The sequence below is a fragment of the Arthrobacter sp. NA-172 genome, assembly GCF_043952055.1.
Taxonomy (GTDB): Bacteria; Actinomycetota; Actinomycetes; order Actinomycetales; family Micrococcaceae; genus Arthrobacter.
This window is the reverse complement of record NZ_JBINOT010000001.1, coordinates 1684135-1707698: the sequence shown is the minus strand read 5'-3', so window position 1 is coordinate 1707698 and position 23564 is coordinate 1684135. Positions and strand designations below refer to the sequence as shown.

The 23564-nt window shown below is 64.2% G+C and carries 21 protein-coding genes and 4 pseudogenes; 18 read left to right on the top strand and 7 right to left on the bottom strand.

The window, feature by feature from the left end:
• The first annotated feature begins 20 nt into the window (after positions 1-20).
• Positions 21-593 (top strand): annotated as a pseudogene (locus tag ACF0H6_RS08505) (recombinase family protein).
• A gap of 7 nt (positions 594-600) precedes the next feature.
• Positions 601-955: pseudogene (locus ACF0H6_RS08500) on the top strand (recombinase family protein); the annotation flags it as partial.
• 200 nt (positions 956-1155) lie between these two features.
• Here ACF0H6_RS08500 and ACF0H6_RS08495 read toward each other — a convergent pair.
• Complete coding sequence (locus ACF0H6_RS08495; RefSeq protein ID WP_395249214.1) at positions 1156-1632, bottom strand: Lrp/AsnC family transcriptional regulator; 477 nt, start codon at positions 1630-1632, stop codon at positions 1156-1158.
• Positions 1633-1741: 109 nt separating this feature from the next.
• Here ACF0H6_RS08495 and ACF0H6_RS08490 point away from each other — a divergent pair, with 109 nt between their 5' ends.
• From ACF0H6_RS08490 to ACF0H6_RS08480, 3 genes are read left to right on the top strand one after another with little or no spacing between them, the layout of a single operon-like run.
• The gene (locus ACF0H6_RS08490; protein WP_395249213.1) at positions 1742-2119 is read left to right on the top strand and encodes a DUF2000 family protein; all 378 of its coding nucleotides are present in this window, start codon (positions 1742-1744) and stop codon (positions 2117-2119) included.
• The gene (locus ACF0H6_RS08485) at positions 2116-2892 is read left to right on the top strand and encodes a DMT family transporter (RefSeq protein WP_395249212.1); all 777 of its coding nucleotides are present in this window, start codon (positions 2116-2118) and stop codon (positions 2890-2892) included. Before ACF0H6_RS08490 ends, ACF0H6_RS08485 begins: the two co-directional genes overlap by 4 nt.
• Positions 2783-3103 carry an EamA family transporter gene (locus ACF0H6_RS08480; protein ID WP_395249912.1) on the top strand — a complete coding sequence of 107 codons (321 nt, stop codon included), beginning with the start codon at positions 2783-2785 and terminating at the stop codon, positions 3101-3103. The genes ACF0H6_RS08485 and ACF0H6_RS08480 overlap by 110 nt, the downstream gene beginning before the upstream one ends.
• Here ACF0H6_RS08480 and ACF0H6_RS08475 read toward each other — a convergent pair.
• Positions 3100-3963, bottom strand: coding sequence for a CHAD domain-containing protein (locus tag ACF0H6_RS08475; protein WP_395249211.1), 864 nt, complete (start codon positions 3961-3963; stop codon positions 3100-3102). The two genes, ACF0H6_RS08480 and ACF0H6_RS08475, sit on opposite strands and share 4 nt — an antisense overlap.
• A 43-nt stretch (positions 3964-4006) precedes the next feature.
• Entirely contained in the window at positions 4007-5704 is a 1698-nt protein-coding gene (locus ACF0H6_RS08470) for a bifunctional 3'-5' exonuclease/DNA polymerase (RefSeq protein WP_395249911.1), read from the bottom strand.
• A gap of 578 nt (positions 5705-6282) precedes the next feature.
• Between ACF0H6_RS08470 and ssd the strand changes: the two genes are divergently transcribed.
• From ssd to ACF0H6_RS08435, 7 genes and pseudogenes are all read left to right on the top strand, one after another.
• Entirely contained in the window at positions 6283-7026 is a 744-nt protein-coding gene (ssd, locus tag ACF0H6_RS08465; protein ID WP_395249210.1) for a septum site-determining protein Ssd, read from the top strand.
• Positions 7023-8276 (top strand): TadA family conjugal transfer-associated ATPase, encoded by a 1254-nt coding sequence (locus ACF0H6_RS08460; RefSeq protein WP_395249209.1) that lies wholly within the window; start codon positions 7023-7025, stop codon positions 8274-8276. Before ssd ends, ACF0H6_RS08460 begins: the two co-directional genes overlap by 4 nt.
• A complete protein-coding gene (locus tag ACF0H6_RS08455; RefSeq protein WP_395249208.1) occupies positions 8273-9064 on the top strand; it encodes a type II secretion system F family protein in 792 nt (263 codons plus the stop codon). Before ACF0H6_RS08460 ends, ACF0H6_RS08455 begins: the two co-directional genes overlap by 4 nt.
• Positions 9064-9696 carry a type II secretion system F family protein gene (locus ACF0H6_RS08450; protein WP_395249207.1) on the top strand — a complete coding sequence of 211 codons (633 nt, stop codon included), beginning with the start codon at positions 9064-9066 and terminating at the stop codon, positions 9694-9696. The genes ACF0H6_RS08455 and ACF0H6_RS08450 overlap by 1 nt, the downstream gene beginning before the upstream one ends.
• 361 nt (positions 9697-10057) lie before the next feature.
• Positions 10058-10216 (top strand): annotated as a pseudogene (locus ACF0H6_RS08445) (DUF4244 domain-containing protein); the annotation flags it as partial.
• Positions 10217-10243: 27 nt separating this feature from the next.
• Entirely contained in the window at positions 10244-10687 is a 444-nt protein-coding gene (locus ACF0H6_RS08440; RefSeq protein ID WP_395249910.1) for a TadE family type IV pilus minor pilin, read from the top strand.
• A complete protein-coding gene (locus tag ACF0H6_RS08435; protein ID WP_395249206.1) occupies positions 10684-11169 on the top strand; it encodes an Rv3654c family TadE-like protein in 486 nt (161 codons plus the stop codon). The genes ACF0H6_RS08440 and ACF0H6_RS08435 overlap by 4 nt, the downstream gene beginning before the upstream one ends.
• Positions 11170-11189: 20 nt before the next feature.
• Here ACF0H6_RS08435 and ACF0H6_RS08430 read toward each other — a convergent pair.
• Both ACF0H6_RS08430 and ACF0H6_RS08425 read right to left on the bottom strand, forming a co-directional pair.
• A pseudogene (locus ACF0H6_RS08430) lies at positions 11190-13515 on the bottom strand (DEAD/DEAH box helicase).
• Positions 13516-13646: 131 nt separating this feature from the next.
• Positions 13647-14342 carry a GNAT family N-acetyltransferase gene (locus ACF0H6_RS08425; RefSeq protein WP_395249205.1) on the bottom strand — a complete coding sequence of 232 codons (696 nt, stop codon included), beginning with the start codon at positions 14340-14342 and terminating at the stop codon, positions 13647-13649.
• Positions 14343-14468: 126 nt separating this feature from the next.
• Here ACF0H6_RS08425 and ACF0H6_RS08420 point away from each other — a divergent pair, with 126 nt between their 5' ends.
• Positions 14469-15362, top strand: a complete 894-nt coding sequence (locus ACF0H6_RS08420; RefSeq protein WP_395249204.1) for a rhodanese-related sulfurtransferase — start codon at positions 14469-14471, stop codon at positions 15360-15362.
• Positions 15363-15402: 40 nt separating this feature from the next.
• Here ACF0H6_RS08420 and ACF0H6_RS08415 read toward each other — a convergent pair whose 3' ends face one another.
• Both ACF0H6_RS08415 and ACF0H6_RS08410 read right to left on the bottom strand, forming a co-directional pair.
• Positions 15403-15939 (bottom strand): DUF6023 family protein, encoded by a 537-nt coding sequence (locus ACF0H6_RS08415; protein ID WP_395249203.1) that lies wholly within the window; start codon positions 15937-15939, stop codon positions 15403-15405.
• A 43-nt stretch (positions 15940-15982) separates the two neighbouring features.
• Positions 15983-16420 carry a hypothetical protein gene (locus tag ACF0H6_RS08410; protein ID WP_395249202.1) on the bottom strand — a complete coding sequence of 146 codons (438 nt, stop codon included), beginning with the start codon at positions 16418-16420 and terminating at the stop codon, positions 15983-15985.
• 202 nt (positions 16421-16622) lie between these two features.
• On the opposite strand from ACF0H6_RS08410, the gene ACF0H6_RS08405 reads away from it, so the two are divergent.
• The 5 genes from ACF0H6_RS08405 (at position 16623) to ACF0H6_RS08385 (ending at position 23563) form a co-directional block, all read left to right on the top strand.
• Positions 16623-18230 (top strand): methyltransferase, encoded by a 1608-nt coding sequence (locus ACF0H6_RS08405; RefSeq protein WP_395249909.1) that lies wholly within the window; start codon positions 16623-16625, stop codon positions 18228-18230.
• A gap of 35 nt (positions 18231-18265) precedes the next feature.
• Positions 18266-18907, top strand: coding sequence for an ArsR/SmtB family transcription factor (locus tag ACF0H6_RS08400; RefSeq protein ID WP_395249201.1), 642 nt, complete (start codon positions 18266-18268; stop codon positions 18905-18907).
• 119 nt (positions 18908-19026) lie between these two features.
• On the top strand, positions 19027-21753 hold the full coding sequence (gene topA / locus ACF0H6_RS08395) for a type I DNA topoisomerase (RefSeq protein ID WP_395249200.1): 2727 nt from the start codon (positions 19027-19029) through the stop codon (positions 21751-21753).
• 164 nt (positions 21754-21917) lie between these two features.
• Positions 21918-22427 (top strand): SseB family protein, encoded by a 510-nt coding sequence (locus ACF0H6_RS08390; protein ID WP_395249199.1) that lies wholly within the window; start codon positions 21918-21920, stop codon positions 22425-22427.
• Between the two features lie 71 nt (positions 22428-22498).
• The gene (locus tag ACF0H6_RS08385) at positions 22499-23563 is read left to right on the top strand and encodes a Ppx/GppA phosphatase family protein (protein WP_395249198.1); all 1065 of its coding nucleotides are present in this window, start codon (positions 22499-22501) and stop codon (positions 23561-23563) included.
• Position 23564 lies beyond the last annotated feature (1 nt).

Here is a 23564-nt window from a genome sequence, read left to right as displayed (position 1 = left end):
CAAACGCTACAGTTCTGAGCATGTTCATCGGTTACGTGAGATGCTCCACCAATTCTCAGGATCTCACCGCGCAGCGGAACGCACTTCCGGCCGCTGGCGTCGACCCCGACGCGGTCTACGTCGACCACGGTCTCACCGGGAGGAAGCGCGACCGTCCCGGCTTGGGAGAGGCACTAGCCGCGTGCCGGGGCGGGGACACCCTCGTAGTCACCAAGCTCGACCGGCTGGCACGTTCGCTGCCGGATGCGAGGGACATCGCCGATGAACTCACCCGCAAGGGAGTGAGCCTTAACCTCGGTGGAAGCATCTATGATCCCAACGACCCGGTGGGCAAGCTCCTGTTCAACGTCCTGGGCATGGTCGCCGAGTTCGAAGCCGACCTCATCCGGGCCCGAACCCGCGAGGGCATGGCCGTTGCGAAGGCAAAAGGCAAGCTCCGGGGCAAGAAGCCCAAGCTCTCCTAATCCCAGGAGGCCCATCTAGTCGCCCTCCATCGGGCTGGAGAGCACACCACAACCGAGATCGCCGAGATTTTTAAAGTCGCCCGCTCCACGGTTTACCGGGCCATCCAGCGTGCGACGCCGATCGCGTGATCAGGGAGTGCGTGAGACACGCGCAAACCGCAAAACTAACGCCCACGTCTCAACGAACGATCAGGACCTCACTTTCCAACGAAACGCTCCGCTTGCCGCTTGCCCTGGGCGTGGAAGAGAAGAAAATCTTCGTCGACCAAGGACTGACGGGAGCAAATCGGGTGCGCCCAGGCTTCGTGAAGCAATGGCAGCGTGCCGGGCCGGCGATACGCTTGTGGTGACCCAAACTTGACCGTTAGGCACGCTCACTTTCCGACGCCAGAGATATGGCCGACGAGCTGACAGCCAAAGGGGTAGTGCTTAGTCTCGGCGGCAGCACCCATGATCGAACTGATCCGGTAGGCAAGCTGCTCTTCAACGTCTAGCCGATTCCGATGACGCTGCCGAAAAGCGTTCGACCTTCCCGCGCCCCGGGGCCCGGCGATGGTGGAGTAGACGATTTCGAAGTGGAGGTCCTTCGCGGTCCGGGTCAGGTGGTTGCTCGTGAAGTCCCGACCCGGCCTTGAGCCACATGGACTGACGCAATGCCAAAGCGGTGTTCATGGCCGACGGTGCCGGGCGTTCAGCCGATGAGGCGGGAGTCGGGCAGAACCGTGGAGGAACGGATGTGCTCGTAGACGATTGAAGTCCGTACGTCGGCGACCTCGGGCTTCTCTGTCAGGCGATCGATCACGAAGGCGTAGAGGTGGTCGTTGTCGGGCACGGCGACGTGTATCAGGAAGTCTTCACTGCCGCTGGTAACGAACACCCCCAGTACTTCGGGCAGGCCGGCTGCCCATTCGCGGAAGCCCGCGATGTTGGCCCGCGTTGGGGGACGGACCCTTACCGCGACGAGGGCCTGGACGGGCCTGCCGATCTTGCCGAGGTCCACCTCAAGTCGCGCGCCGGTGATGATCCCGCGTTCGCGCAACGAGCGGGTCCGATCCAGCGATGTCGTCGGTGCCACCCCGACTGCGGCGGCCACATCACGGTTGGTGCGCCGTGCATCGAGCTGCAATTCCCGGAGGATCGCCGTATCAAGTTCATCCAGATCGGTCATTTCACGAACTTAGTCGGATTATATACGGATTGCAACATAGGACGCGGATTTACAAATAAACTTGTTCGAAATCAACGGTATTAATACGCAATATGGGGACGATTTCTGAATGATTGAACAGATTATTGACTTCGCCGCAGACGAAGTCCGGACGAGCGAGTCCACCCGAGAGGCACGACTGGATTGGGTCATCGTTGTGGACAGCACGCTGCCGCCGGGCCGGATCGTGAAGGCGGCCGCCTCCGTCGCCGCTCCCACCGGGCCCGCAGTCCCGGGGCTGCGGGCCCAAGGGGGCACCGATGCGGACGGCGGAGATCACACGGGCCTGCCCCGGTCGGGATGCGCGATCCTTGCCGCCGAGCCCGGGAAGCTCCGTCAGGTGCGTGTGCAAGCAGCCAGACGTGACGACTCGCTCGTCGTCGACATGCCGCACGCGGCGCACGTGACCCGCGACCGCATCGTCGGCGGCATGGGAATGTTGCCATGACCGCCACGGTCACCGTCAACCCTCGCGCACGTTCCCGGGCCGTCGGACCGGCAGGTATTCTGGTTGCCGCGCTTCTCTGGGGCACCGTCGGCCCTGCCCAGGTACTTGCCTCGTCAGCCGCGGACCCCGGCGCCGTGGGTGTGGCGCGCTTGCTTGTCGGCGGACTCGTTCTGGCCGCGTTCCGCCCTAGGCTCGCGGCGTGGCGACAAGTCCTCCGCCGAGGCGTGATCGGCTGGGTACTGCTCGCGGCCCTGGCCACCGGGGTCTACCAGATCACGTTCATGCACGCCATCGACCAGCTCGGCGCTGCCTTGGGCACCACGTTCGCGCTCGGCGTCGCGCCGGTCGCTACGGGTTTGTGCGCACGCTGGTGGACCAGCGAACAGCTCGCCCTTGGCTGGGTGGTCGGTACCCTCGCCGCGGTGATCGGATGCGCGGTACTCCTCAATCCCTGGGCAGCGGCACAGCCCAGCATCGCCGGTATCGGGATCGCTCTGGTGTCCGGCAGTTGCTACGGCGTCTACACTGTCGCCGCCAAACGCTTCCTCCAGGCCGGCGTCCCGGCGCTGCCTGCCACCACGATCACCCTGGTCATCGCCGGAGTCGCACTCTCCCCACTTTTGGCCCTCCACCCCGACCCACCTGGCCGACCCCAATACACTCCTGCTGATCGCCTGGACCGGGCTGGCCGGGAGCGCCGCCGCCTACGCCGTATTCATCTACGGGTTGAACCGCACCACCGCCCCGACGGCCGGCACCCTGAGCTTGGCTGAACCACTCCTGGCCGCAGCCCTCGGAGTCCTCGTCCTCCACGAGCGCCTCACGGCCTCCGCACTTATCGGCTGTGCCATCCTCATCGCTGGGCTGGGAACCGTCACCGCCATCGACGCCCTACGCCAGCCTCCACCCGCGCCGAGCCCAGCGTTGATCCCAGCACCAGGGCCTTCAGGTGTTTGTCCGGGCCTCAATGAGAACGCAAATTAGAAGGCGAGCGCGCGCCTCGGAGCCGGAACGGGGTATTCGGCAATGGCCATTCGGAACTCTTCCTCCGCACTGAGCCGTCGCCGGACCTCCATCGACTCCAGTCTTTGGGCATCTTCTGCGTCAACTCCGGGAGTGTTGGCCAGTTCCCTGATCCACTCTCCAGCCACCACTGCATCGTGTTGCTCACCCAACAGCCGCTGCAGGCCAATCGCCGGTTGGATCACTCCGGAAGCCCGGTGGCTGAAGGCGTCCGCGACCGCCTCCACTGAGTACCGGAGGCATTTGACGTCCTTGCGAGCCTGATGGAGCGCCGCATTGCGCACCTCTGGGTCACCGCTGCCCGCCTCCTCGGCGAGGCTGTGCTGCAGCCGCTCCCACCGGGCCTGAAGGCGCTCCGCAAGGTCCGCCGTCGGGTGCTTGTATTCCTTGTCGTCAGAGGCATCCAAGAGCGCAGCCCTCGCCGCCCGCACCGCTCTCCTGCTGCGTTTATGTCCACCCAGTGCAGCCGCCAAGCGAGCACTTGACGCTTCCAGTTGATCGACGGCCGCGCGCAGGGCCTCGGGCGTATTCCAGGAGTCCTTTGTATCAAGGGAGAGCCGAATTCTCTGGGACAGAACATACGCATCCCGTGATTCGCCGAGCGAAGATGCCAGCCAAGCGATTTCCTCGCGGGCGTGCCGGGGGAGTTTTGGGGTCATGCCGCGAAAGCAGCTGAGAACTGAACGGAGACGGCGGAGGGCGAGCCTGGCGTTGTGCACGGCTTCCGGGTCGGCCGCTGCAATCAGGGGCAATTGGCCTTCCAGCTCCGTCAGCTGGAAGGCGATGTACACGGCCAATGACGCCCGGCCTTTGTTTCCCACGGGGCAATCGTCCTCTGCTGCTGAGCCTTGGGCAAGTGGGCGCCTACTTCGCTTTGTCGTAAGAATCGACGACGGCGATGCTCACCGGAAATTCCACCGGAATCCGCCCGAACAGCAGCTCCTTAGCGGCGGACGCGGCCTCCTCGATCGCCGCGATGCAGACTTCTACGGACTCGGCCGGCGCGTGGATCATGACTTCATCGTGAAGGAAGAACACGAGTTCCCCGCCCGGCACAGTGCCGCCATCCATCGCCCGCAGCCGCCGTCGAAGTTCAGCCAGCCAGCATGACGCCCAGTCCGCAGCGGAACCTTGCACCACAAAGTTCCGCGTGAAACGTCCGCGCGAGCGGGCGATGCTGTCCGCGCGCCGCTGTTCTTCCGCCGTCGTGGACTGCTGGCTGCGGAGCCAACGTTCCGACGGCGGCGGGCTGCTGCGGCCTAGCCTTGAGGTCACGGTGCGGCCGGCTTCGCCGTCGCGGGCCGCTTGTTCAACAAACCCGACTGCCCGGGGGTAAGTGCGGGTGAGCTGCGGCATGAGCCGCCCCGATTCGCCCGTTGTGGCGCCGTAAATTGCACCCAACAAAGCAATCTTCGCCTTGGACCGATCGCCGCCGAAGCCTTGTGCGGCGATGCCGGCGTATAGGTCCTTATCGCGCGCGGCTTCGGCCATCTTGGAGTCCTGCGCGAGTGCCACCAGGACGCGCGGTTCCAGTTGCGACGCGTCCGCGACGATCAGTTTGTGCCCTGGATCGGCATGTACCGCGCCCCGGATTTGGCGGGGGATCTGCAACGCCCCGCCTCCCCTCGACGCCCAGCGACCGGAAACCACACCTCCCACCACGTACTCGGGACGGAATCGCCCTTCGCTCACCCATGCGTCGAGCCAGGCCCAGCCGTTCGCCGAGAACAAACGGGAGAGTTTCTTGTATTCCAGCAGCGGCTCGATGGCCGGATGCTTCGATTCCTTGAGCTCCCACTGCCGGGTTGTCTTCACCTCGATGCCGTTCCTGTGCAGGGCGCGCATGAGGTCTAGTCGGGGTGAGTCAGGGTTCAGCTTCGGGGTCTGGAGAATCTTCCGAAGCTCGACGCAGAGAGCCTCGAGCCGGGCTGGCCGGTGGCCGAGGAGCGGCCGGGGACCCAGGTGGCCTTCCAGGATTTCCTCGTGCAAGGTCTCTCGCCACGGCACGCCGGTGAATTGCATTTCCGTGGCGATCATGGCTCCGGCGGATTCCGCTGCCAGCAGCAGCCGCAGGCGGTGTTGCCGGCCTTCCTCGGTGGATGCCTGGCTCAGCGCGTGTTGTTGGGCTGCGAACTCGGCGCGGATCTCTTGCAGGCCGGGCTCGGTACTGCGCGGGACCAGGTCCTCGAACAGCGCGTCCTGATCGGCCGGCGGCGGTGGAGGCTGGAGGACCCGCGGCGGAACCGTCATCTCGTCGTCTTGCGTGAGCTTTTCCGCGCTGCGGGCATAGTCCGTGTGAGCCGTGAACTCCGAATGAACCAGGATGGCGCGGCAAAGCGTGAGGTCGTGGCAACGTTCGAGCTCCACTCCGGCCTGCAGCATCGCCGGGTACCAATCTTGCGTCCGGCTCCAGACCCAGCGCGGCCGCCTCGCTTCCAACCCGCGTACGACGCCGGGAAGGTCGCCTTTTTCTACGATGCGCGGCTCTGCTGCGGCTGCTCCAGCCGCAGTGGTTTCCTGAATGGCTGCGCCGTCTGGATGGGCGGCGAGCAGCAGGTACATAAAGACAATTCTGCCTTGTGGTTTCGTGGAATCCCGCACTTTGCGGACTGCTGCCGTCCGCAAAGCGGACTCGCCCTCCACCGGAGTTCTTTGGATTACTTATCCACATACGCGAATTCGGTTCTTCAAGGCTCGCTGCGAACCGGAGAGAGTGGATTCATGAGCGGGCAACATCTCCAACAGGACAAAGGTAGTGGTGGCGGACGCCACGGGCCGGGACGCGGCAGGCCTGCGGCTGGACAATGTCCCGCCCCGGCACCGGATCGGTCCATGGCTTCCGGTCGATTCCGGCGAAATCCTGCTGGTGACGGGAAACGCGCGGTTACGGGCAGAAACGGAAAGGATCGCGGCTGCTGTTGGCGCGAGCCTCCGGACGGCCGTCGATTCGTCCGAGGCCTTGGCCGTGTGGGACACCGTGGGGATGGTGCTTCTCGGCAGTGATATCCGCGAACTCCCGCCCCGCCGTCGTGCCCCTTCCGTCTTGCTTGGCCTCAATGGTGAAGGGAACACTCTGTGGCAATTAGGGGCTGCATTGGGCGCCGAACGCGTGGCCGTATTACCGGAGGCTGCGGCCTGGCTTGCGGAGCATCTCAGCAGATCCCAAGCCCCGGACCCTGGAGGCCCTGGTGCTCGGAGTGACCGGCGGGTGCGGCGGGGCTGGTGCATCCACTGCTGCTGTTTGGTTGGCGCAGGAAGCGGCGGCGCAAGGGGTGCGCACGTTGTTGGTCGACGGCGATCGCAGGGGCGGCGGCCTGGAGCTTTGCCTCGCCGCTGAAGACGCGCCCGGACTGCGCTGGCCCGATCTTGCAGGCGCTAGCGGCAGCATCGGACCTGGGCAGTTAGGCGACTCGCTGCCCATAGCTGGCGGCTTCTCCTTCCTGTCTTGGCCGGGAAGCCGCGACCGCCCGCTGGACGTGGAGCCAGGGGCGGTTGCGGCTGTTCTGGATGCCGCGAGGCGGAGCTTTGAGCTGGTGGTAGTCGACATCGGCCGGGGAACGGAATCCCTTGTCAGCTTCGCTTGGGACTGCGACAGGATCCTGCTGGTAGCCCCGGCTCAGCTCCGCGCGGCAGTCGCCTCCGCGGGGTTGTTGCATGAGCTGCCTCCTGTGGATACAGCTCTGGTGATCCGCGGGAACACCGCTTCTGCAGTGGACGGACCCCTCATTGCCGAATCTCTTGGACTGCCCCTCCACGGTGTCCTGCCCGAGCTTCGAGGAACAGCCGGCGCGGCCGAGCTCGGACGGCTTCTGGAATTCGGCAGGCGCAAGGCTGTGCGCCGCTTTGCCGCGTCCGTCCTTCACCTCATCGACGACGCAGCATGAGTACTTCTGGATTCCCACGCGATGGGCGGCGACGCTCGACTCAACGCCTGGATGCTGCCCTGCTTGAGACCGTCCGGGACACCGTGATGTCCGACGCCGGACCGGTCACTCCGTCGCGCGTTGCCGCTGCCGTCCATGCAACGGGCCGGCTGCTCGGAGCCGCCGGGGCGCTAGCGGCCGTCGATTCGATCAGTGCCGAACTTAGCGGGCTGGGACCTCTCCAGCAGCTTGCCCGGGATGCTGCGGTGACGGACATTTTCGTGAATGGCCCGGACTCTGTTTGGTTCGACCGCGGCAAAGGGCTGGAAAGAGCGCAGCTGCACTTCGACGGCGAACCACAAATTCGTGCCCTGGCCTCCCGGCTCGTCGCTGCTGGTGGACGCCGTTTGGATGACGGTTCGCCATGCGTCGACGTCCGTCTGGATGGCGGGTACCGTGTCCACGCTGTGCTGCCGCCGATCTCCGCGGCGGGAACCTTGCTGTCAGTGCGGATCCGGCGCGAAGAGGTGTTCTCCATGGACGAGCTCTCCTCGGGAGGGATGTTTGGAGCACCCGTTCAACAGGTGCTGCAGGCCATCGTTCAAAGGAGGCTGAGCTTCCTGATCAGCGGCGCCACCGGATCCGGGAAAACCACGCTGCTGTCAACAATGCTCGGGCTGAGCGATCCCAAGGAGCGGCTTGTCCTGATTGAAGACGCCGCGGAGCTGAACCCGGTGCACCCGCACGTCGTATCCCTTGAGTCCAGGCACGGAAACCTTGAAGGCGGCGGCGCCCTCGATCTCGGCGAGCTCGTCCGGCAAGCGCTGCGAATGCGCCCGGACCGGCTGGTGGTGGGCGAATGCCGCGGGGCAGAGGTCCGTGAGCTATTGACCGCCCTCAATACCGGCCACACCGGCGGCGGCGGAACGATTCACGCAAACACTGCGGCTGCTGTTCCGGCCAGGCTTGTGGCTCTGGGCGCGCTCGCAGGCTTGAGCCAGGAAGCCGTTCAGCTTCAGATCTCGACGGCCGTGGACGCCGTGGTCCACCTCGAACGAACGGCTGCCGGCCGAAGAGTCTCGTGCATCGGATTGCTGGCGGACCGCCTTTCGGGCCAATTCGTGGTTCCTGCTGTTGAGCTTCGGGCAGGGGCCGCCGTCGCCGGTCCTGCTTGGACTGATCTCGCAGAGCGCCTTCAGCTGGACCCATGGCTCCTGCCAGGGACACAAGAACCAATGGCCAGCTCCGATCACCGTCGAGTTGCCGCATGACCGGATTCTTGGCATTCGTGCTCGCCACCGCTGTATGGGTGACATTCCAACCGTCCAGGCGACGTGCCAAACGGGTACTGCGCGCATTGACGCCCGCCTTAACTGCCGCGCCCGTAGCGCGAATGTCCTGGAGACGCGCACCCGTCGACGCTTTGCCGCTCACGGTGCTCGTACAGCAGCTTGCCGCGCTCCTTCGGGGTGGCCGATCGCCGTCGAGGCTTTGGGAAGAGCTGTGGATGGTACATGGCGATGCGGGCCACGGCGTTCGTCCTGGCGGTTCCGGAGTGGGCAGGGCACGAAGCAATGCCTCGGGGGTGCCCAAGCTGCCGTCAGGATCCGTTCGTGTTCTGGCGGCCGCGCGGGCGGCCTCGATCATCGGGACTTCGGTAGCCGCAGCCATCAGAACGTCCGTGGCGAAGGATTTAGGGGGCGGGAATTCCCTGGAACAGCGGATCTGGGGAGAACTCGCCGCCTGCCTGGACGTTGCCGAGGCGAGTGGATGTCCGTTGGCGGACGTGCTGACGCGGTTCGCCTCCCAGCTTGAGGCAGAGGACGACGCCGGAGACGCTCGGCAGACCGCACTGGCGGGGCCGAAAGCCACCGTTCGCCTCCTGACATGGCTGCCCCTTTTTGGGCTAGGGCTTGGCGTGGTGCTTGGGGTGGACCCATTGCGGATCCTGCTGGGCAACGGCATCGGAATCGCGGCGCTCGTGGCCGGGGTTTTGCTGACGGTAGCCGGTAGGATCTGGTCGTCGCGATTGGTGCACGCAGCGGCGGGTGTTGACTAATGGACCCGACCTTCCCTGCGGTTGCGGTGTCCATGGTGCTGATTTCCGCAGTAGTCCTGGAGGTGGCGCTTCCGGGAACAGTACGCCGGCGCACGCTCTTGCGGACTCTCCACGGCGCGCCTGGCAGCACTGCTCCACTGAAGGAGGCTCGACAGGCCCCGGACCTTGGCACGGCTCCGAGTTTCCAAGGGCACGGAGGCCTGGGGAATGTGCCCATGATGCTTGAATTGGTGGCTGCGATGCTCGATTCCGGAGCCGGACTCGGACGGTCCCTCGAACTGATTGCCAGCTGCGCGTCCCGGCAGCTCAGCCGCTCCCTGCGCATTGTGGTGGCCGGACTTGACGTCGGAACGGATTGGGAGACGGCGTGGCGGAGTTCAGGCGAGCAATGCGCTGAGGCGCGAAAACTGAAGGATGCCCTTTCCTTCGCAGCCCTGACGGGCGCGCCATCTGCGGCCATACTTTATGCCCAGGCAGCCCGCCTCCGGCGAGAACAGTTCAGGGCTGCGGAAAAGCGCGCCGCGGCCCTCGGCGTGAAACTCGTGATCCCTCTGGGCTTGTGTTCCTTGCCTGCCTTTATCTGTCTTGGCGTCGTGCCGGTGCTTCTGGCCATGCTTCCTTCAGCGGAGTAACAGTTCACGAAGACCGCTCTAGACGCTTGAGTTTCCCTCCACACGGCCCTCCGAAGGAAAGTTTTCCACTTACGGGACTTGGGCTCTTTTGAAGGCCGGATCCCGGCGGGAGAGTCGAAGTAGAGCTGGCAGCATGCCGGTCCAAGCGAAAGGAATTAAAATGAATGCAACCGCAGATACGTTGATCCGAGCCGCTTCTCGGCAGGAGGCCCAGGTTCTTGAGTTGTTCCCGGGCTCTCTAGGAAGGGAGCCGGTTCGGAGTCCCGCCGAAACGCATTCCGCTGGGGAATCAAGCCAAGATTGGTCCCGCGATGACTCTTCTGCAACGAAGCACTCGAAGAAAACGGAACGGTCGAAAAAGCGGTCCATGGGCTCGGAACTTGGCATGGCCACGGCGGAGTATGCCATTGCCACGCTTGCCGCGGTGGGCTTCGCCGGACTCCTTGTGGTCATCCTACGCAGCGAGGAAGTACGCGGCTTCCTCCTCAACCTCATTCGCAGCGCGCTCTCCCTGCCATGAAAAAGCAGGAGAGTTCCAAGCGCTCCGCTGGCGGGGCGGTCACTGCGGAGTTCGCCGTGGCATTGCCCGCCGTCCTACTTCTTTTGGCGCTGCTCACTGGCCGGATCGGCCGCGGGGATCACCCAGCTCCGTCTCGAAGAAGCAGCCAGGGCAGCGGCCCGGGCTCTGGCCCGTGGCGACGGCAACGCGGCCGTGGACGGGATCGTTCGGAAAATGGCCGGCGATGCCGCCTCGGCCGCCGTTTCGGAGGACGGGGAATGGATCAGAGTGACGGTCTCAGCCAGGGTTGTTGGCCCAATGGGCTCCCTTATCCCGTGGAGCCTTTCAGCCGCGGCGTCGGCCAGGGGAGAGACGCCTCGCGCGTCGGCAGCCACCTTGCCCGTCCTCGATGTCGGAGACGGTGGTGTCGACTTCAAGGGCGCAGTGCCCGCTGAAGGGACGAGGGGCCGTAAGGAAAGGGTCGCGGTGTGAGCGCCGGGCCCGCAAGCGCAGTTGCCAGCCGCGACGGGGCGAAGTATGGCGTGGGGGTCGGACTAGCCCGCGCAGTTGCCAGCCGCGACGGGGCGAAGCGTGGCGTGGGGGTCGGAATAGCCCGCGCCGGAACATGGTGTAGCGATCCGGGCCGTGGCTCCGGAACCATCCTGGCCGTCGCCCTGGGTCTTGTCGTCATGATCCTTATGGCAGCAGTCCTCACGTTCGCCCAAGCCGCAGCGATGGCGCATCGTGCAGCTGCTGCCGCGGACTTGGCTGCGCTCGCGGGCGCCGACGCCGCCCGTGGCTTGACCACCGGAGACCCCTGCGTCGTCGCCGGCGAAATCGCCGCACGGAATGGAGCGTCGTTGTCGGCCTGCACGGTGCGCGGAGGTGAGATCGTGGAGATTCACACAGAGTCGGTTCGGGGCATGGTTTTCGGGACGGCGACCGGCCGCTCACGGGCCGGTCCGCCGCCGTAGGCCGGACGGCTCCCTCGTCGTCAGACGGCGTCGCGCAGCAGTACGTCGATCAGGGTGACTGCGGCACCCTTGTCCAATGGGTTGTTCTTGTTGCCACACTTGGGGGACTGGACACAGGAAGGGCAGCCGTTCTCGCACTCGCACGCCTTGATGGCGTCCCTTGTAGCGGTCAACCACACCTTGGCTTTCTCGAATCCGCGTTCGGCAAATCCTGCCCCGCCCGGATGGCCGTCGTAGACAAAGATTGTGGGTACTCCGGTATCGGCGTGAAGAGCTGTTGAGACACCGCCGATGTCCCAACGGTCGCTTGAAGCCACCAGCGGGAGAAGCCCGATCGCTGCGTGCTCGGCGGCGTGGAGCGCACCCGGGAACTGTGCCTCGATAAGGCCTGCACCCGTCAGTGAACGGTTGTGGACCAGAAACCAGACTGCCTTGGTGAAGAGATCCCTGGCCCCGAGTTCCAAGGGTTCTTCCCCCAAGACCTCATTGGATATCAATGCCTTACGTTGGAAGGAGACCACCTGTGTTGTTACTTTCACTTCCCCGAAGTGAACTGAGACGTCCCCCCATTCCATGGTCCGGAGAGTCTCCATGGACCTCGATCTGCGTCACGTCCCGGGCTGTCGTGTAGTAGTCCGGGTTGGCTCGGCGGACCATTACGCAATGGTCCTCCTCGTTCAGTTCCTCGACCAGATAACTGTCCCCTTGATGCACGTAGATGGCACCCGTATGAGCCTGGTAGTGCGTCTGCGGCGAATCCATGGTGCCCAGGAGGGAGCCAGTCTCCGAGTCCACGATGCTCACGGGACCGCCACCGTCGGCGCGAAGGTTCACCATGGCCGCGGCGCTCTCGGGATGGGTCCAGAACCAGCCAGCGGGCCGCTTCCGGAGGTACCCCTGATCCACCAATTGATTCAGCAGAGGCTCGGATGTTGGTCCGAACAAGCCCAGCTCGGCCGGCGCGATCGGAAGCTCGGCAGCCGCCGCGCACAGGTGGGGGCCCAATACGTAGGGATTCCCGGGGTCGAAAACCGTGGCCTCGACCGACACATCAAAGATTGCCTCCGGATGGTTGACGAGGTAAGTGTCAAGGGGATCGTCGCTGGCGACGAATGCGGCAATGGCGTTTTGGCCCGCGCGGCCAGCCCGCCCGATCTGTTGGAACAGGGATGCCCTGCGTCCAGGCCAGCCCGCGACCAACACAGCGTCCAGCCCGGAAATGTCGATACCCAACTCCAACGCCGACGTACTGGAGATCCCCAGCAGTTCACCGGAGCGGAGTGCCTTCTCCAAGGCGCGTCTCTCTTCGGGGAGATAGCCGGAGCGGTACGCGGCCACCCGCTGGGGCAGGCTGGGATCGACCTCGTCGAGTAGACGCTTGGTGATGGACGAAATCGTCTCCGCACCGCGCCTGGACTTGATGAAGGCGATGGTCCGGACACGTGAGGAGACCAGATTGGCCAGCATGTCCGCGGTTTCGGCGACGGCAGTCCTGCGGGTCTTGGCTCCGTTTTCTCCCTTCAGCTCGGTGAGGGCAGGTTCCCAGAAGGCGACAGTTGTGGAGCCGTGTGGCGAACAGTCCTCCGAAACCTCGCGCACGGGAGTCCCGATGAGACGGGCAAAGGAATTTCCGGGGTCCGCGGCAGTAGCGGATGCCGCAATGAACACAGGTTCAGGAAAGGAGGTGCCGGCACCGTAGTAGGCGCAGATTCTCCGAAGCCGGCGCATCAGATTGGCGACGTGGGATCCGAACACTCCGCGGTAGCTGTGGGCTTCGTCCACGATGACGTAGCGCAGCCGTCGGAAGAAGCGGGCCCACCAAGTGTGGTTGGGCAGAATCCCGAAATGCAGCATGTCGGGATTGGCGAGGATGAAGTTGGCATGGTCTCTGATCCAGCGGCGCTGGGACTGCTCGGTATCGCCGTCGTACGTTTCGGCCCTGACCGTGGGGAGCTTGAGCGAGCGGATCGCTGCCAGCTGGTCCGCTGCAAGCGCTTTGGTGGGGGAGAGATACAAGGTGACCGCACCGTCGTCGTGGATCTTGCCCGGTTCGGACAGCACCCGCAACTCGGACCGGTGGATCGCGTCGAGGGCAGGCAACTGGTACGCAAGCGATTTACCGGAGGCAGTGCCCGTGGCAATGACTACGTGTTGGCCCGAGTGGGCGAGCTCGGCTGCTTCGATTTGGTGCCGGTACGGTTCATGGATCCCCAAGGTTCCGTAGGCGGCAACGATATCGGGGTGGGCCCAGCCCGGCCACGCCTCATGGACTGCCTTGCGTGCCGGAATAATGCGGACATGTCGCAACTGCTCCGGGTCCGGGCTCCTGCCCAGCAGGGAGATCATCGATTCAGTTGCATCCACCTGAACATTCTGTCATCGCACCGGAAACCGACGCGTATCATCGCGGCCGCTGACGCTGTGGGCGCCGGACTGTTCATGCAGGAGTATTCGTGCCGAGGCTTCGGGTTCTTGGACTACGCCACAGACAAGTCGACTTCGTCGACCCGTTTTGTGGACAACATAAGTACTTGGCTCACGTTCTTCCAGCCAAGGTGCGAATAGAGGTGCTGACCGTCCAGAGAAGCAAGGAGAAGGCCCCTTTCGACGTCGTGCTCAAACGCCTGCGCAGCGAGGGCTTTCATGATGAAGCTGCCCAGGCCCCGGCGCTGGAAGTCGGGTTCGGTGACAATCTTGTCGAACACGGCCACCTGCCTGACCACGAAAACCTGGCCGCTGGCTGCCACCTTGTCATCGGCATGGACCACCGCGAAATGGACGCCGTTGCTCTCGGAAGTCGCAAGTTCCAAGTCGTCATCCGAGAGCCACGGGTCTTCCGCGTCCTGGGTTCCCATATCGACGATCATCATGGTCTGGGAATCGGACGTAACGTTCAGACCGTGCTCTTGTGCCAGTTGGGTGTAGCGCGCAACGTCGTTGGTGAGGATCGTCAGGATGCGGGTGTCCGCTTCGCGGGTCCTGGCGGCCAGATCGGAGAACTCCGCCTCCGAGGGATCGTGCGCAAAGTATTCCCAGTCGCCGGTTATATCCGCACGCAGTGCTGCCGGGAAGCGGCCTTCCTTGCGTGTCTCGTAACTCCGGGAGCCCGACCAGCCGGCTACCCAGACTTCCAACAGATCAGCGATGTCTCCAACCAAGGCGTCGTGACTCATGTAGAGAGACTATGCTAGCCGTCTGCGAATCAACAGGGGACGTCAGTAACAGCTCCGTTAACACTTTGGGTGGCTGGAAGGGGTGCTCGACACGCAGGTTTGGGGCCACCAAGTACCCTTAAATACGTGGCTTTGAACAGAATTGTGCTCTTCTATGGCTTTACCCCGATCGCGGACCCGGACGCCGTGCGTCTCTGGCAGCGTGCCCTGTGCGAGAAGCTCGGCTTGACCGGTCGCATCCTCATCTCACGGGACGGCATCAACGCCACTGTCGGCGGGGAGTTGAACAACGTCAAGCAATACGTGAAGACCACCAAGGAGTACAAGGGTTTCCACGGCATCGACTTTAAATGGTCCGAAGGCGGAGCCGCAGATTTTCCCCGGTTGAGCGTCAAAGTTCGCGACGAGATCGTGTCCTTCGGTGCCCCCGGGGAACTGAAGGTGGACGAGAAGGGCGTTGTCGGCGGCGGAACCCACCTTGAGCCCGAAGAACTCCACGCGCTGTTGGAGGAGAAGAAGGCGGCCGGGCAGGAAGTGAAGTTCTTTGACGGCCGCAATGCGTTCGAAGCGCAGATCGGCAAGTTCAAGGACGCGATCGTTCCCGACGTTGCCACGACCCACGACTTCATCAAGGAACTCGACTCGGGGAAATACGACGACCTCAAAGACCAGCCCGTGGTCACCTATTGCACCGGCGGGATTCGGTGCGAAGTCCTGTCCAGCCTCATGGTGAACCGCGGATTCAAAGAGGTCTACCAGCTCGACGGCGGGATTGTCCGCTACGGCGAAACGTACAAGGACCAGGGCCTGTGGGAAGGATCCCTCTACGTCTTTGACAAGCGTATGCACGTGGAATTCAGCGAGGACGCCAAAACCATCGGTCAGTGCGTCCGCTGCCAGGCGCCTACCAATAAGTTCGAGAATTGCTCCAATCTGAGTTGCCGCAACCTGACACTTTATTGCGCCGAGTGCGCTTCAAGCCCGGAGACCCTTCGCTGCCCGGAAGGCTGTGCGGCCTAGACCCAAGCGGCCTAGATCCCAGCGGCCTAGACCCCAGCGTCTAGATCCGGCTCACACGGTACGCGAAGTTCGCCGGAGCGTCGGCCGTTATGGTCATGCCGAGGACTGCGTCCTTGTCCAGTTGCAGCACGTTGATCCGCGTCGTTCCACATTGCAACGTGCGCTCAACAAGCACATCGCCCCCGTTTCGCACAGTGAATTCGACGCTGCGGGTACCTCGGCAAGCCAGCGTCACCGCATACGAACCGCCGGGAAGCTGCGTTGTCTCTTCGATGTGGGATTCTCCGGGGGAAAGTAATCCGTAGCTGCTATAGAAGGACTGTCCCGTCACGTCCGGGAGCACGTCCTGCGCCCAGGCCGTCAGTGCGTCGCCGGTGACAGTCTCAGTCAACGACGGGTCGTTGGGAAGTACCGGATCCGTGAAAGCTGCCGACGGCGGACTGCTCGCTTGGGCGCGCCCGTCGTCGTACGTGTATTCGCAAGACGTCAGCGTGCCGCACGCAAGCGCGCCACACAGTGCGACGGCGGAAATCGCCACGCGCGTCGCCGGTACCTTGAGGGCGAGTACCCACCCCATGGTCCGACTCTACGCCGGGCCGCAGCCGTGATCGAGACGAAAGTTACGAAGCTCGCACTAGCTGGTACGCGTAGATCACGGGCGCATCCACGCTGCTAGCGCTGATGCTCAAGGGTCCTGCGGCGGGCACTTTGATGCTGGAGGTTTCGCGGCTGCCATTGCATGCCGCCCCGGCTTCCGTGATCTGCTTCCCGCCTGAGGAAACATCGAAGAATGCCTTGCCGCCGCCGTCGCAAGCCACAGTCAAGGTGTAGGTTCCCGCCGCGATACCGGGGAAGCTCTTGACCAGCGGGTCACGGTTCGGAATCTTCCCGGAGTCTTCCAGGACCACCCCCGTGGCGGAGGGCATGGTTGTCGCCTTCCACGCAGAGATGTCGGCGTTTGCGACGGAACCCCCGGAGGAGCACGCCGTCACGGCCAGGGTGCCTGCGCCGATGACCAACAATGCTGCGCGTCGCCAAGCGGACGGGTGAAATGCCATGACTCAACGCTACCCGCTGGGGCACCGGCCCGCGGACGCCGGGAGAATCCGGCCCGCTGACGCCGGCGCCGGCCCCTGATGCAGCCGCCGGCCCTGGAAGGCGGCCGCCTAAAGACGCCAATAGACTTGCACGGTGACTGATCCCGCAACGCCCGCCGCCTTTGGAAACACACCCGACGCTCCCCGCAGCGACCTCCCGGAGATGCTCGTAGCGCTCGCCGGCGACTTGCGAAACGTCGGCTACACCGTGGATGGAGTGGCGGAACTCCTGGGAGAGTCCGCCCACGCGGCCCTCGCCCGGGACCAGCTCATCCCCGCGCTGATCGTCACCGAACCGGCTGACCTGACCGGAGATCCGGCGACGGTCCGCGCGAAAGCAGCGCTCGCCGTCGTCATCCGTTTGTGGCTCCTCGCGGTTCCGCAAAAGGCGGAGGACATCGACGCCGCGTTGCCGCGGATCCGCACCGCCGGCCTGGTGGAGCTTGGTCTGGTGGAGAAGAACGACGCCGGTGCTGTCGCGGCCAAAGTGGATCTGCGGCCGTATGGCTGGGAGGGCGACTCCGGAGCAGACAGCAGCGGAAACGGCGGCGCCGAACTGTGGGTTTCCAGTGATCTCGCGGCCCATCAGCAGCCTGGCGTGCTCCGGCATGATCACGTGTTGGGCATCGGGCAGGCCTCCACGACGCTCGTCCAGACCACTATCCGGCGGCATTCTAAGCGCGCCTTGGATCTTGGCACGGGCTGTGGAATCCAGACCTTCCACCTTCTCCACCACAGCGAGCATGTCACCGCAACGGACATCTCCGAGCGGGCCCTCGCGTTCACCCGTTTTAACCTGATGCTCAATGCGGAGGCCTTGCACCTCGACCCCGCTGACCTTGAATCGCGCGTGAGCTTGCGCCTTGGGTCCCTGCTGGAGCCTGTGGAGGGCGAGTCTTTCGATGTGGTGGTGTCGAACCCGCCGTTCGTCATTACTCCGCGAAGTGCCGACGAACACGCTTCGGATCAGTTCACGTACCGCGACGGCGGCCTGCCGGGCGACGATATCGTCGCCAACCTCGTCCGCACGTTGCCGGACATCCTGGCGCCCGGCGGGACCGCGCAAATGCTCGGCAACTGGGAAACCCCCGCGGGCACCGGATGGAGCGAGCGGCCGGCGTCCTGGCTTGACGGTTCAGGCACCGAGGCCTGGTTCATCCAGCGCGAGCAAGTTGGCCCCGAGCTGTACGCGGAGACGTGGCTGCAGGACGCCTCCGAGGGCCGCGACCGCGGGCTTTATCGGGATGCCTACGCCGCCTACCTCGAGGACTTCGCTTCCCGCAACGTGGAGGCCATCGGCTTCGGGATGATCTGGTTGCGCCGGCCGCAGCAGGCTGGAAACACGGTCGCCAAGCGCTTCGAGGAGATCACCTATCCCATCGAGCAACCGATCGGTCCGCACCTTGCTGCGGCCATCGAACGCGCCGATTGGCTGGAAGCCCACGAGCTCGCCGATGCCCACTTGGTGGTGGCGGACGACGTGACGGAGGAACGTCACCAGCGGCCCGGTGCCGAACACCCCGGAGTCATCCTGTTGCGCCAAGGTGCCGGGTTGCGGCGGACGAATCTGCTGAGCACTGAGCTGGCCGGTTTTGTTTCCGCGTGCGACGGCGAGCTCTCCGTCCGACAGTTGATCGGCGCCTTGTCTGCCTTGCTGGGTGGAGGGGACGGGTTCGACGACGGCGCTTTCCGCGCCGGGTTGCTCTCCGACGTCGGGAACCTGGTTCGCGACGGGTTCCTCCTGCCTGTGGCGCCGGACGGGGTTGCCTAGACAATTTCAGCGAAAGCGCCGGATAAACTGTTGCGGTGAATGAAGACAATGGGGTATCAACCGGGCTGGCCTCTCCGAAACGCCGGAAACGGCCCGGGAAAACGGTGGAGATCACCGACCCCAAAGCCATCCGTGCGCTGGCCCACGCCGCACGGCTCGAGGTCATCTCGGAGCTGTACTCCACGCAACTGAGCCGTACTGCAACGGAGCTCGCCGTGCAGACCGGGCTGACGCCCAGCGCCATGAGCTACCACCTGCGAGCCCTCGAGAAGTGGGGGATCGTGACCGCCGCGGACAACGAAGGCGATGCGCGCGAACGCCGGTGGAAGGCCGCCGGTTCGGACTTCACCATCAAATCGGGCGGCAACGCGCCCAGCCCGGAGATCGCCGTCGTCGAACTCGAACTGGACGCATTCCGGCGTCGGGCGACTGCCTTCACCCGGGCCCGCGGAGAGCGGCGCCAGCGCGGCGAGGCCGCGAACGAGGCGGCCGCCATGGTGCTGTCCAGCGATCTGCTTTACTTGACTCCAGAGCAGCGGACGGATCTCAAGTCCAAATTCCACGAACTTATCAGGTCATATGAGCTCGAAGATCCCACGCAGATTCCGGAAAACGCGGTGCGGATCGCTACGATGTGGTCGATGATTCCGGATGATCGGACGCCTTCCGCCAGCTAGCCCAGAGCACTGTTCCTCCACAGCACTTGTGCACATAGAAACGCACGATTCTGCAAAATATGGTGAACTAGGCCAATATGGGCACCAGCCCAAGCAATTCATTTTTCTGTAGGAGAACCGTGCCCAGCAAGGCAAAAACCGGCAAGAAACTCGTGATCGTGGAGTCTCCGGCCAAAAGCAAGACCATCGCCAAGTACTTGGGCGAGGGCTTCATTGTCGAGGCCTCGATCGGCCACATCCGCGACCTCCCGCAGCCATCGGACCTCCCTGCTGAACTGAAGAAGACCTCGGTCGGCAAGTTCGCCGTCGACATCGAAAACGACTTCAAGCCGTACTACGTGGTGTCTCCGGACAAGAGGAAAAAGGTTGCCGAGCTCAAGGCCCAGCTGAAAGACGCTGACGAGCTTTACCTCGCAACCGATGGGGACCGCGAGGGCGAGGCCATCGCGTGGCACCTCCTGGAGGTCCTGAAACCCAAGGTTCCCGTCTACCGCATGACCTTTGGTGAAATCACCAAGGAAGCCATCCACCGCGCCATGGGCAACCTGCGCGACGTCGATAGCGCCCTGGTGGATGCCCAGGAAACCCGGCGCATCCTGGACCGCCTGTACGGCTACGAAATTTCCCCGGTGCTGTGGCGCAAGGTGGCCCGCGGTCTGTCAGCCGGCCGCGTGCAGTCGGTGGTCACCCGCATGGTGGTGGACCGCGAACGCGAACGCATGGCCTTCAAGTCCGCGTCCTACTGGGACCTGACTGGCCAGTTCGGCACCGGCTCCGCGTCCTTCAAAGCGAAGCTCGCTGCTGTGGACGGCGCCAAGGTAGCCAGCGGCCGTGACTTCAACGACGAGGGCGTCCTCACCTCCGCGAACGCGGTGCACCTCAACGAGGAACTCGCGACGTCGTTGGCGGCCGGCCTGGAGACCGCGGACTTCCGCGTCCGCTCGGTGGACACCAAGCCGTACACCCGCCGCCCTGCCGCGCCGTTCACGACGTCGACGCTTCAGCAGGAGGCCGGCCGCAAGCTGCGCTTCACCTCGAAGAGCACCATGCAGATCGCCCAGCGACTGTATGAAAACGGCTACATCACTTATATGCGTACCGACTCGTCTGCGCTGAGCGACGAAGCCCTGACGGCCGCCCGTCGTCAGGCTGCCGAGCTGTATGGCCCCGAGTACGTACCCCAGTCTCCCCGCCTGTACGCCAACAAGGCGGCAAACGCGCAGGAAGCCCACGAAGCCATCCGTCCTGCGGGCGACTCGTTCCGCACGCCGGCCCAGGTTGCCAACCAGTTGACCGGCGACGCTTTCCGGCTCTACGAACTCATCTGGAAGCGCACCATCGCCTCCCAGATGGGCGACGCCAAGGGCTCAACTGCCACCATCCGCCTGGGTGCCGTTGCTGCTGACGGGCGCGACGCCGAGTTCTCGGCTTCAGGCACGGTCATCACCTTCCCCGGCTTCCTCGCGGCCTACGAAGAGGGCAAGGACGAGAGTCGCGGAGACGACGATTCGGATGAAGCCCGCCGCCTGCCCAACGTGGCGAAGGGCGATGCACTCACGGCCTCGGACATCGTTGCCGTGGGCCACGAGACCTCGCCGCCGCCGCGATACACCGAAGCTTCGTTGACGGCAGAGTTGGAAAAGCGCGGCATCGGCCGCCCGTCCACCTATGCGTCCACGATTTCCACCATCCAGGACCGCGGATATGTCCGGAAGCAGGGCTCCGCGCTGGTCCCCAGCTGGATCGCTTTCTCCGTGATCCGCCTCCTGGAGCAGCATTTCCATGACTACGTGGACTACGAATTCACCGCAGACATGGAAGGCGACCTGGACAAGATCGCCAACGGCCAAGCCGTTGGTGCCGCTTGGCTCAAGCACTTCTACTACGGCGAAGACGCCGATCCCGGCCTGCTGAGCATCGTCAACAACCTCGGTGAAATCGATGCCCGGGAGATCAACTCCGTGCCGATTGCAGAGGGGATTACCTTGCGCGTCGGCAAGTTCGGCCCATACTTGGAGAGCTCGATCCCCACGGTCGACCCCAAAACCGGCGAGGTAGTTGAGTCGGCGCGGGCGAACGTCCCGGAGGATCTTGCCCCGGATGAGCTCACTGCCGCCAAGGCCATGGAGCTGATGGAAACTGCCGCGCCGGAAGAACGCGTCCTGGGCGCGGACCCGCATACGGGCCACACGGTGGTTGCCAAGAACGGCCGCTACGGCGCCTATGTCACTGAGATCATCCCCGAGATGACCGAGGAGCAGCTGGCAAACCAGCCTGTGGAGTACTACAAGAACGGCAAACCCAAGCCGCCGAAGAAGCCCGTCAAGGCCAAGCCGCGAACGGGTTCGCTGTTCAAGTCCATGACTGTTGATTCTGTGAGCCTGGAAGAAGCCATGCAGCTGATGAGCCTGCCCCGCGTCCTCGGCGAGGACGCCGAAGGCAACCCCATCACGGTTCAGAATGGCCGCTTCGGTCCGTACCTGAAGAAGGGCACGGATTCGCGTTCCATCGGGACAGAAGAAGAGATCTTCACCTTCACGCTGGAACAGGCATTGGAAATTTACTCCCAGCCGAAGCAGCGCGGCGCGCGTGCCGCCGTCCCGCCCCTGGCGGAGTTCGGCCCGGACCCGGTTTCAGAGAAGAACATTGTGGTGAAAGAAGGCCGCTTCGGCCCGTACATCACCGACGGCGTCACCAACATCACCGTCCCCCGGGCCACGTCCCTCGAGGAGCTGACCCGGGAGCAAGCCATCGAGCTCCTTGCCGAGAAGCGCGCCAAGGGTCCGGTCAAGCGGACCCTCACGGCCCGCAAGGCACCGGCGAAGAAGGCTGCCGCGAAGAAGTAGGGGTTGCCGCAGTCCGAACGGGGGCAATCCTCTGCGTCCTCGCTCGTTCCTCGCTTAGACGCACGCTGCCGGATCACTCCCGTTCGGACTGCTGGTTGGATGGATAGGGAAGCGTCGGGAGTCCCAGATTGCGTCCCGGCGTGGTCTCGTGATCGAGTGGAACTATGACTGATCAGCCAGCAGCCCCGGAATCCCTGCCCCTGAACGACCTTGAGTCCAAGCTCGCGAAGGCCGGACAAGCAGACGCGAACCCTGTGGACGTGATCCTGTCCTTCCTGAACAACGAGGTCTACATCCTGAGCGCCGACCTCCTGGATGCGCCCGACGCCGCGGTGGAGCCGCTGGTTCTCTCCAACGCCGAGGGCCAGCCTGTCCTGGCAGTGTTCAGCCACCCCAACCGAGTGGAATCGCAGTTCCTGGAGGCTGCGCCCAACGTTCTAGGAACCAATGGTGCCGCGATTCTGGACAGCATCGGTGACGAGCTTGGCCTGGTTATCAACCCTGGAAGCGAGCACGGCTTCGAGATGGGCCCGGAAGGCATCGCCAATGTTCGCCGGGACTTCACCCGGGTGGACCCGGCCGACGATGACCCGGCCGACGTCGCTACCGGTGACCCAGCTGCCGCCGGCCAAACCACTACAGCCCCAACCACAACAGCCGAGCCTCAGCAGTAAGTGACCGCCCACCAGCACGAATCAGCCGTCGAACTTGCTTCACACACTTCGAATCGGGGAATAATGGCAGAATGCGTCTTGGCGTCCTAGACATCGGTTCCAACACCGTCCATTTGCTTTTGGTGGACGCGCACCCGGGCGCACGCCCGGTGGCGTTTGCCTCTCATAAGCGACCCCTGTCGCTGGTTCAATTCTTGGACGCCGACGGGAACATCAACGATGCCGGACAGCACGAGCTGATCGAGTTTGTCCTCGAAGCATGGGAGTTTGCGGCCCGGCACAAGGCCGAGGATCTCCTGGCATTTTGTACCTCGGCCATTCGCGAGGCCACCAACGGTGCCGAAGTCCTGGCCCGGGTCAAGCACGAGACCACAGTGACGCTGCAGGAACTCACGGGCAGGGAAGAGGCCTCCATGACCTTCTTCGCAGTTCGACGCTGGTATGGCTGGGGAGCTGGTCCCATCCTGGATCTCGACATTGGCGGCGGCTCCTTCGAGATGGCGTTTGGCCAGGACGAACTGCCCGAATATGCGGTTTCCGTGCCGCTGGGCGCCAGTCGCCTGACCCGGGACTGGCTGCACAACGATCCGCCATCGGCCAAGAGCGTCAAGGAATTGCGCAAGTACATCCGCCACACGCTCAAGCCCGTGGTGCGTGAATTCAAACATTTGGGCCGCGCAAATCTTGTGGCAGGAACATCGAAGACTTTCCGTTCGCTCGCACGCATCGCGGGGGCGGCGCCCAGCGGCGCAGGACCATACGTCAAACGCGAACTCCACGCAACAGACCTTGGGCTCTGGGCGCAGCGCATCTCGGCCATGACGGTCGAGGACAGGCTCTACCTCCCCGGCGTTTCGGACGCGCGTGCCAGGCAGATCCTCGCCGGTGCCCTCGTGGCCGAGGCCGCATTGGAAATGTTCGAGTTTCCCAGCATGGAGATCTGCCCCTGGGCCCTGCGCGAGGGGCTCATCCTGCGCCGCCTCGACCAACTGATCTTCGACGGCCCGCTCGACCCCGCACCCCATGTGGGGCTCGGCAGCGCCGTACCAGTGCCCGGCGTGGGCGCTAGCACCGGAGCGTCCGTCCCTGCGGCGGTGTCCATTCCCATTCCAACCGCGGGCAGGCAGGTCAACTGAC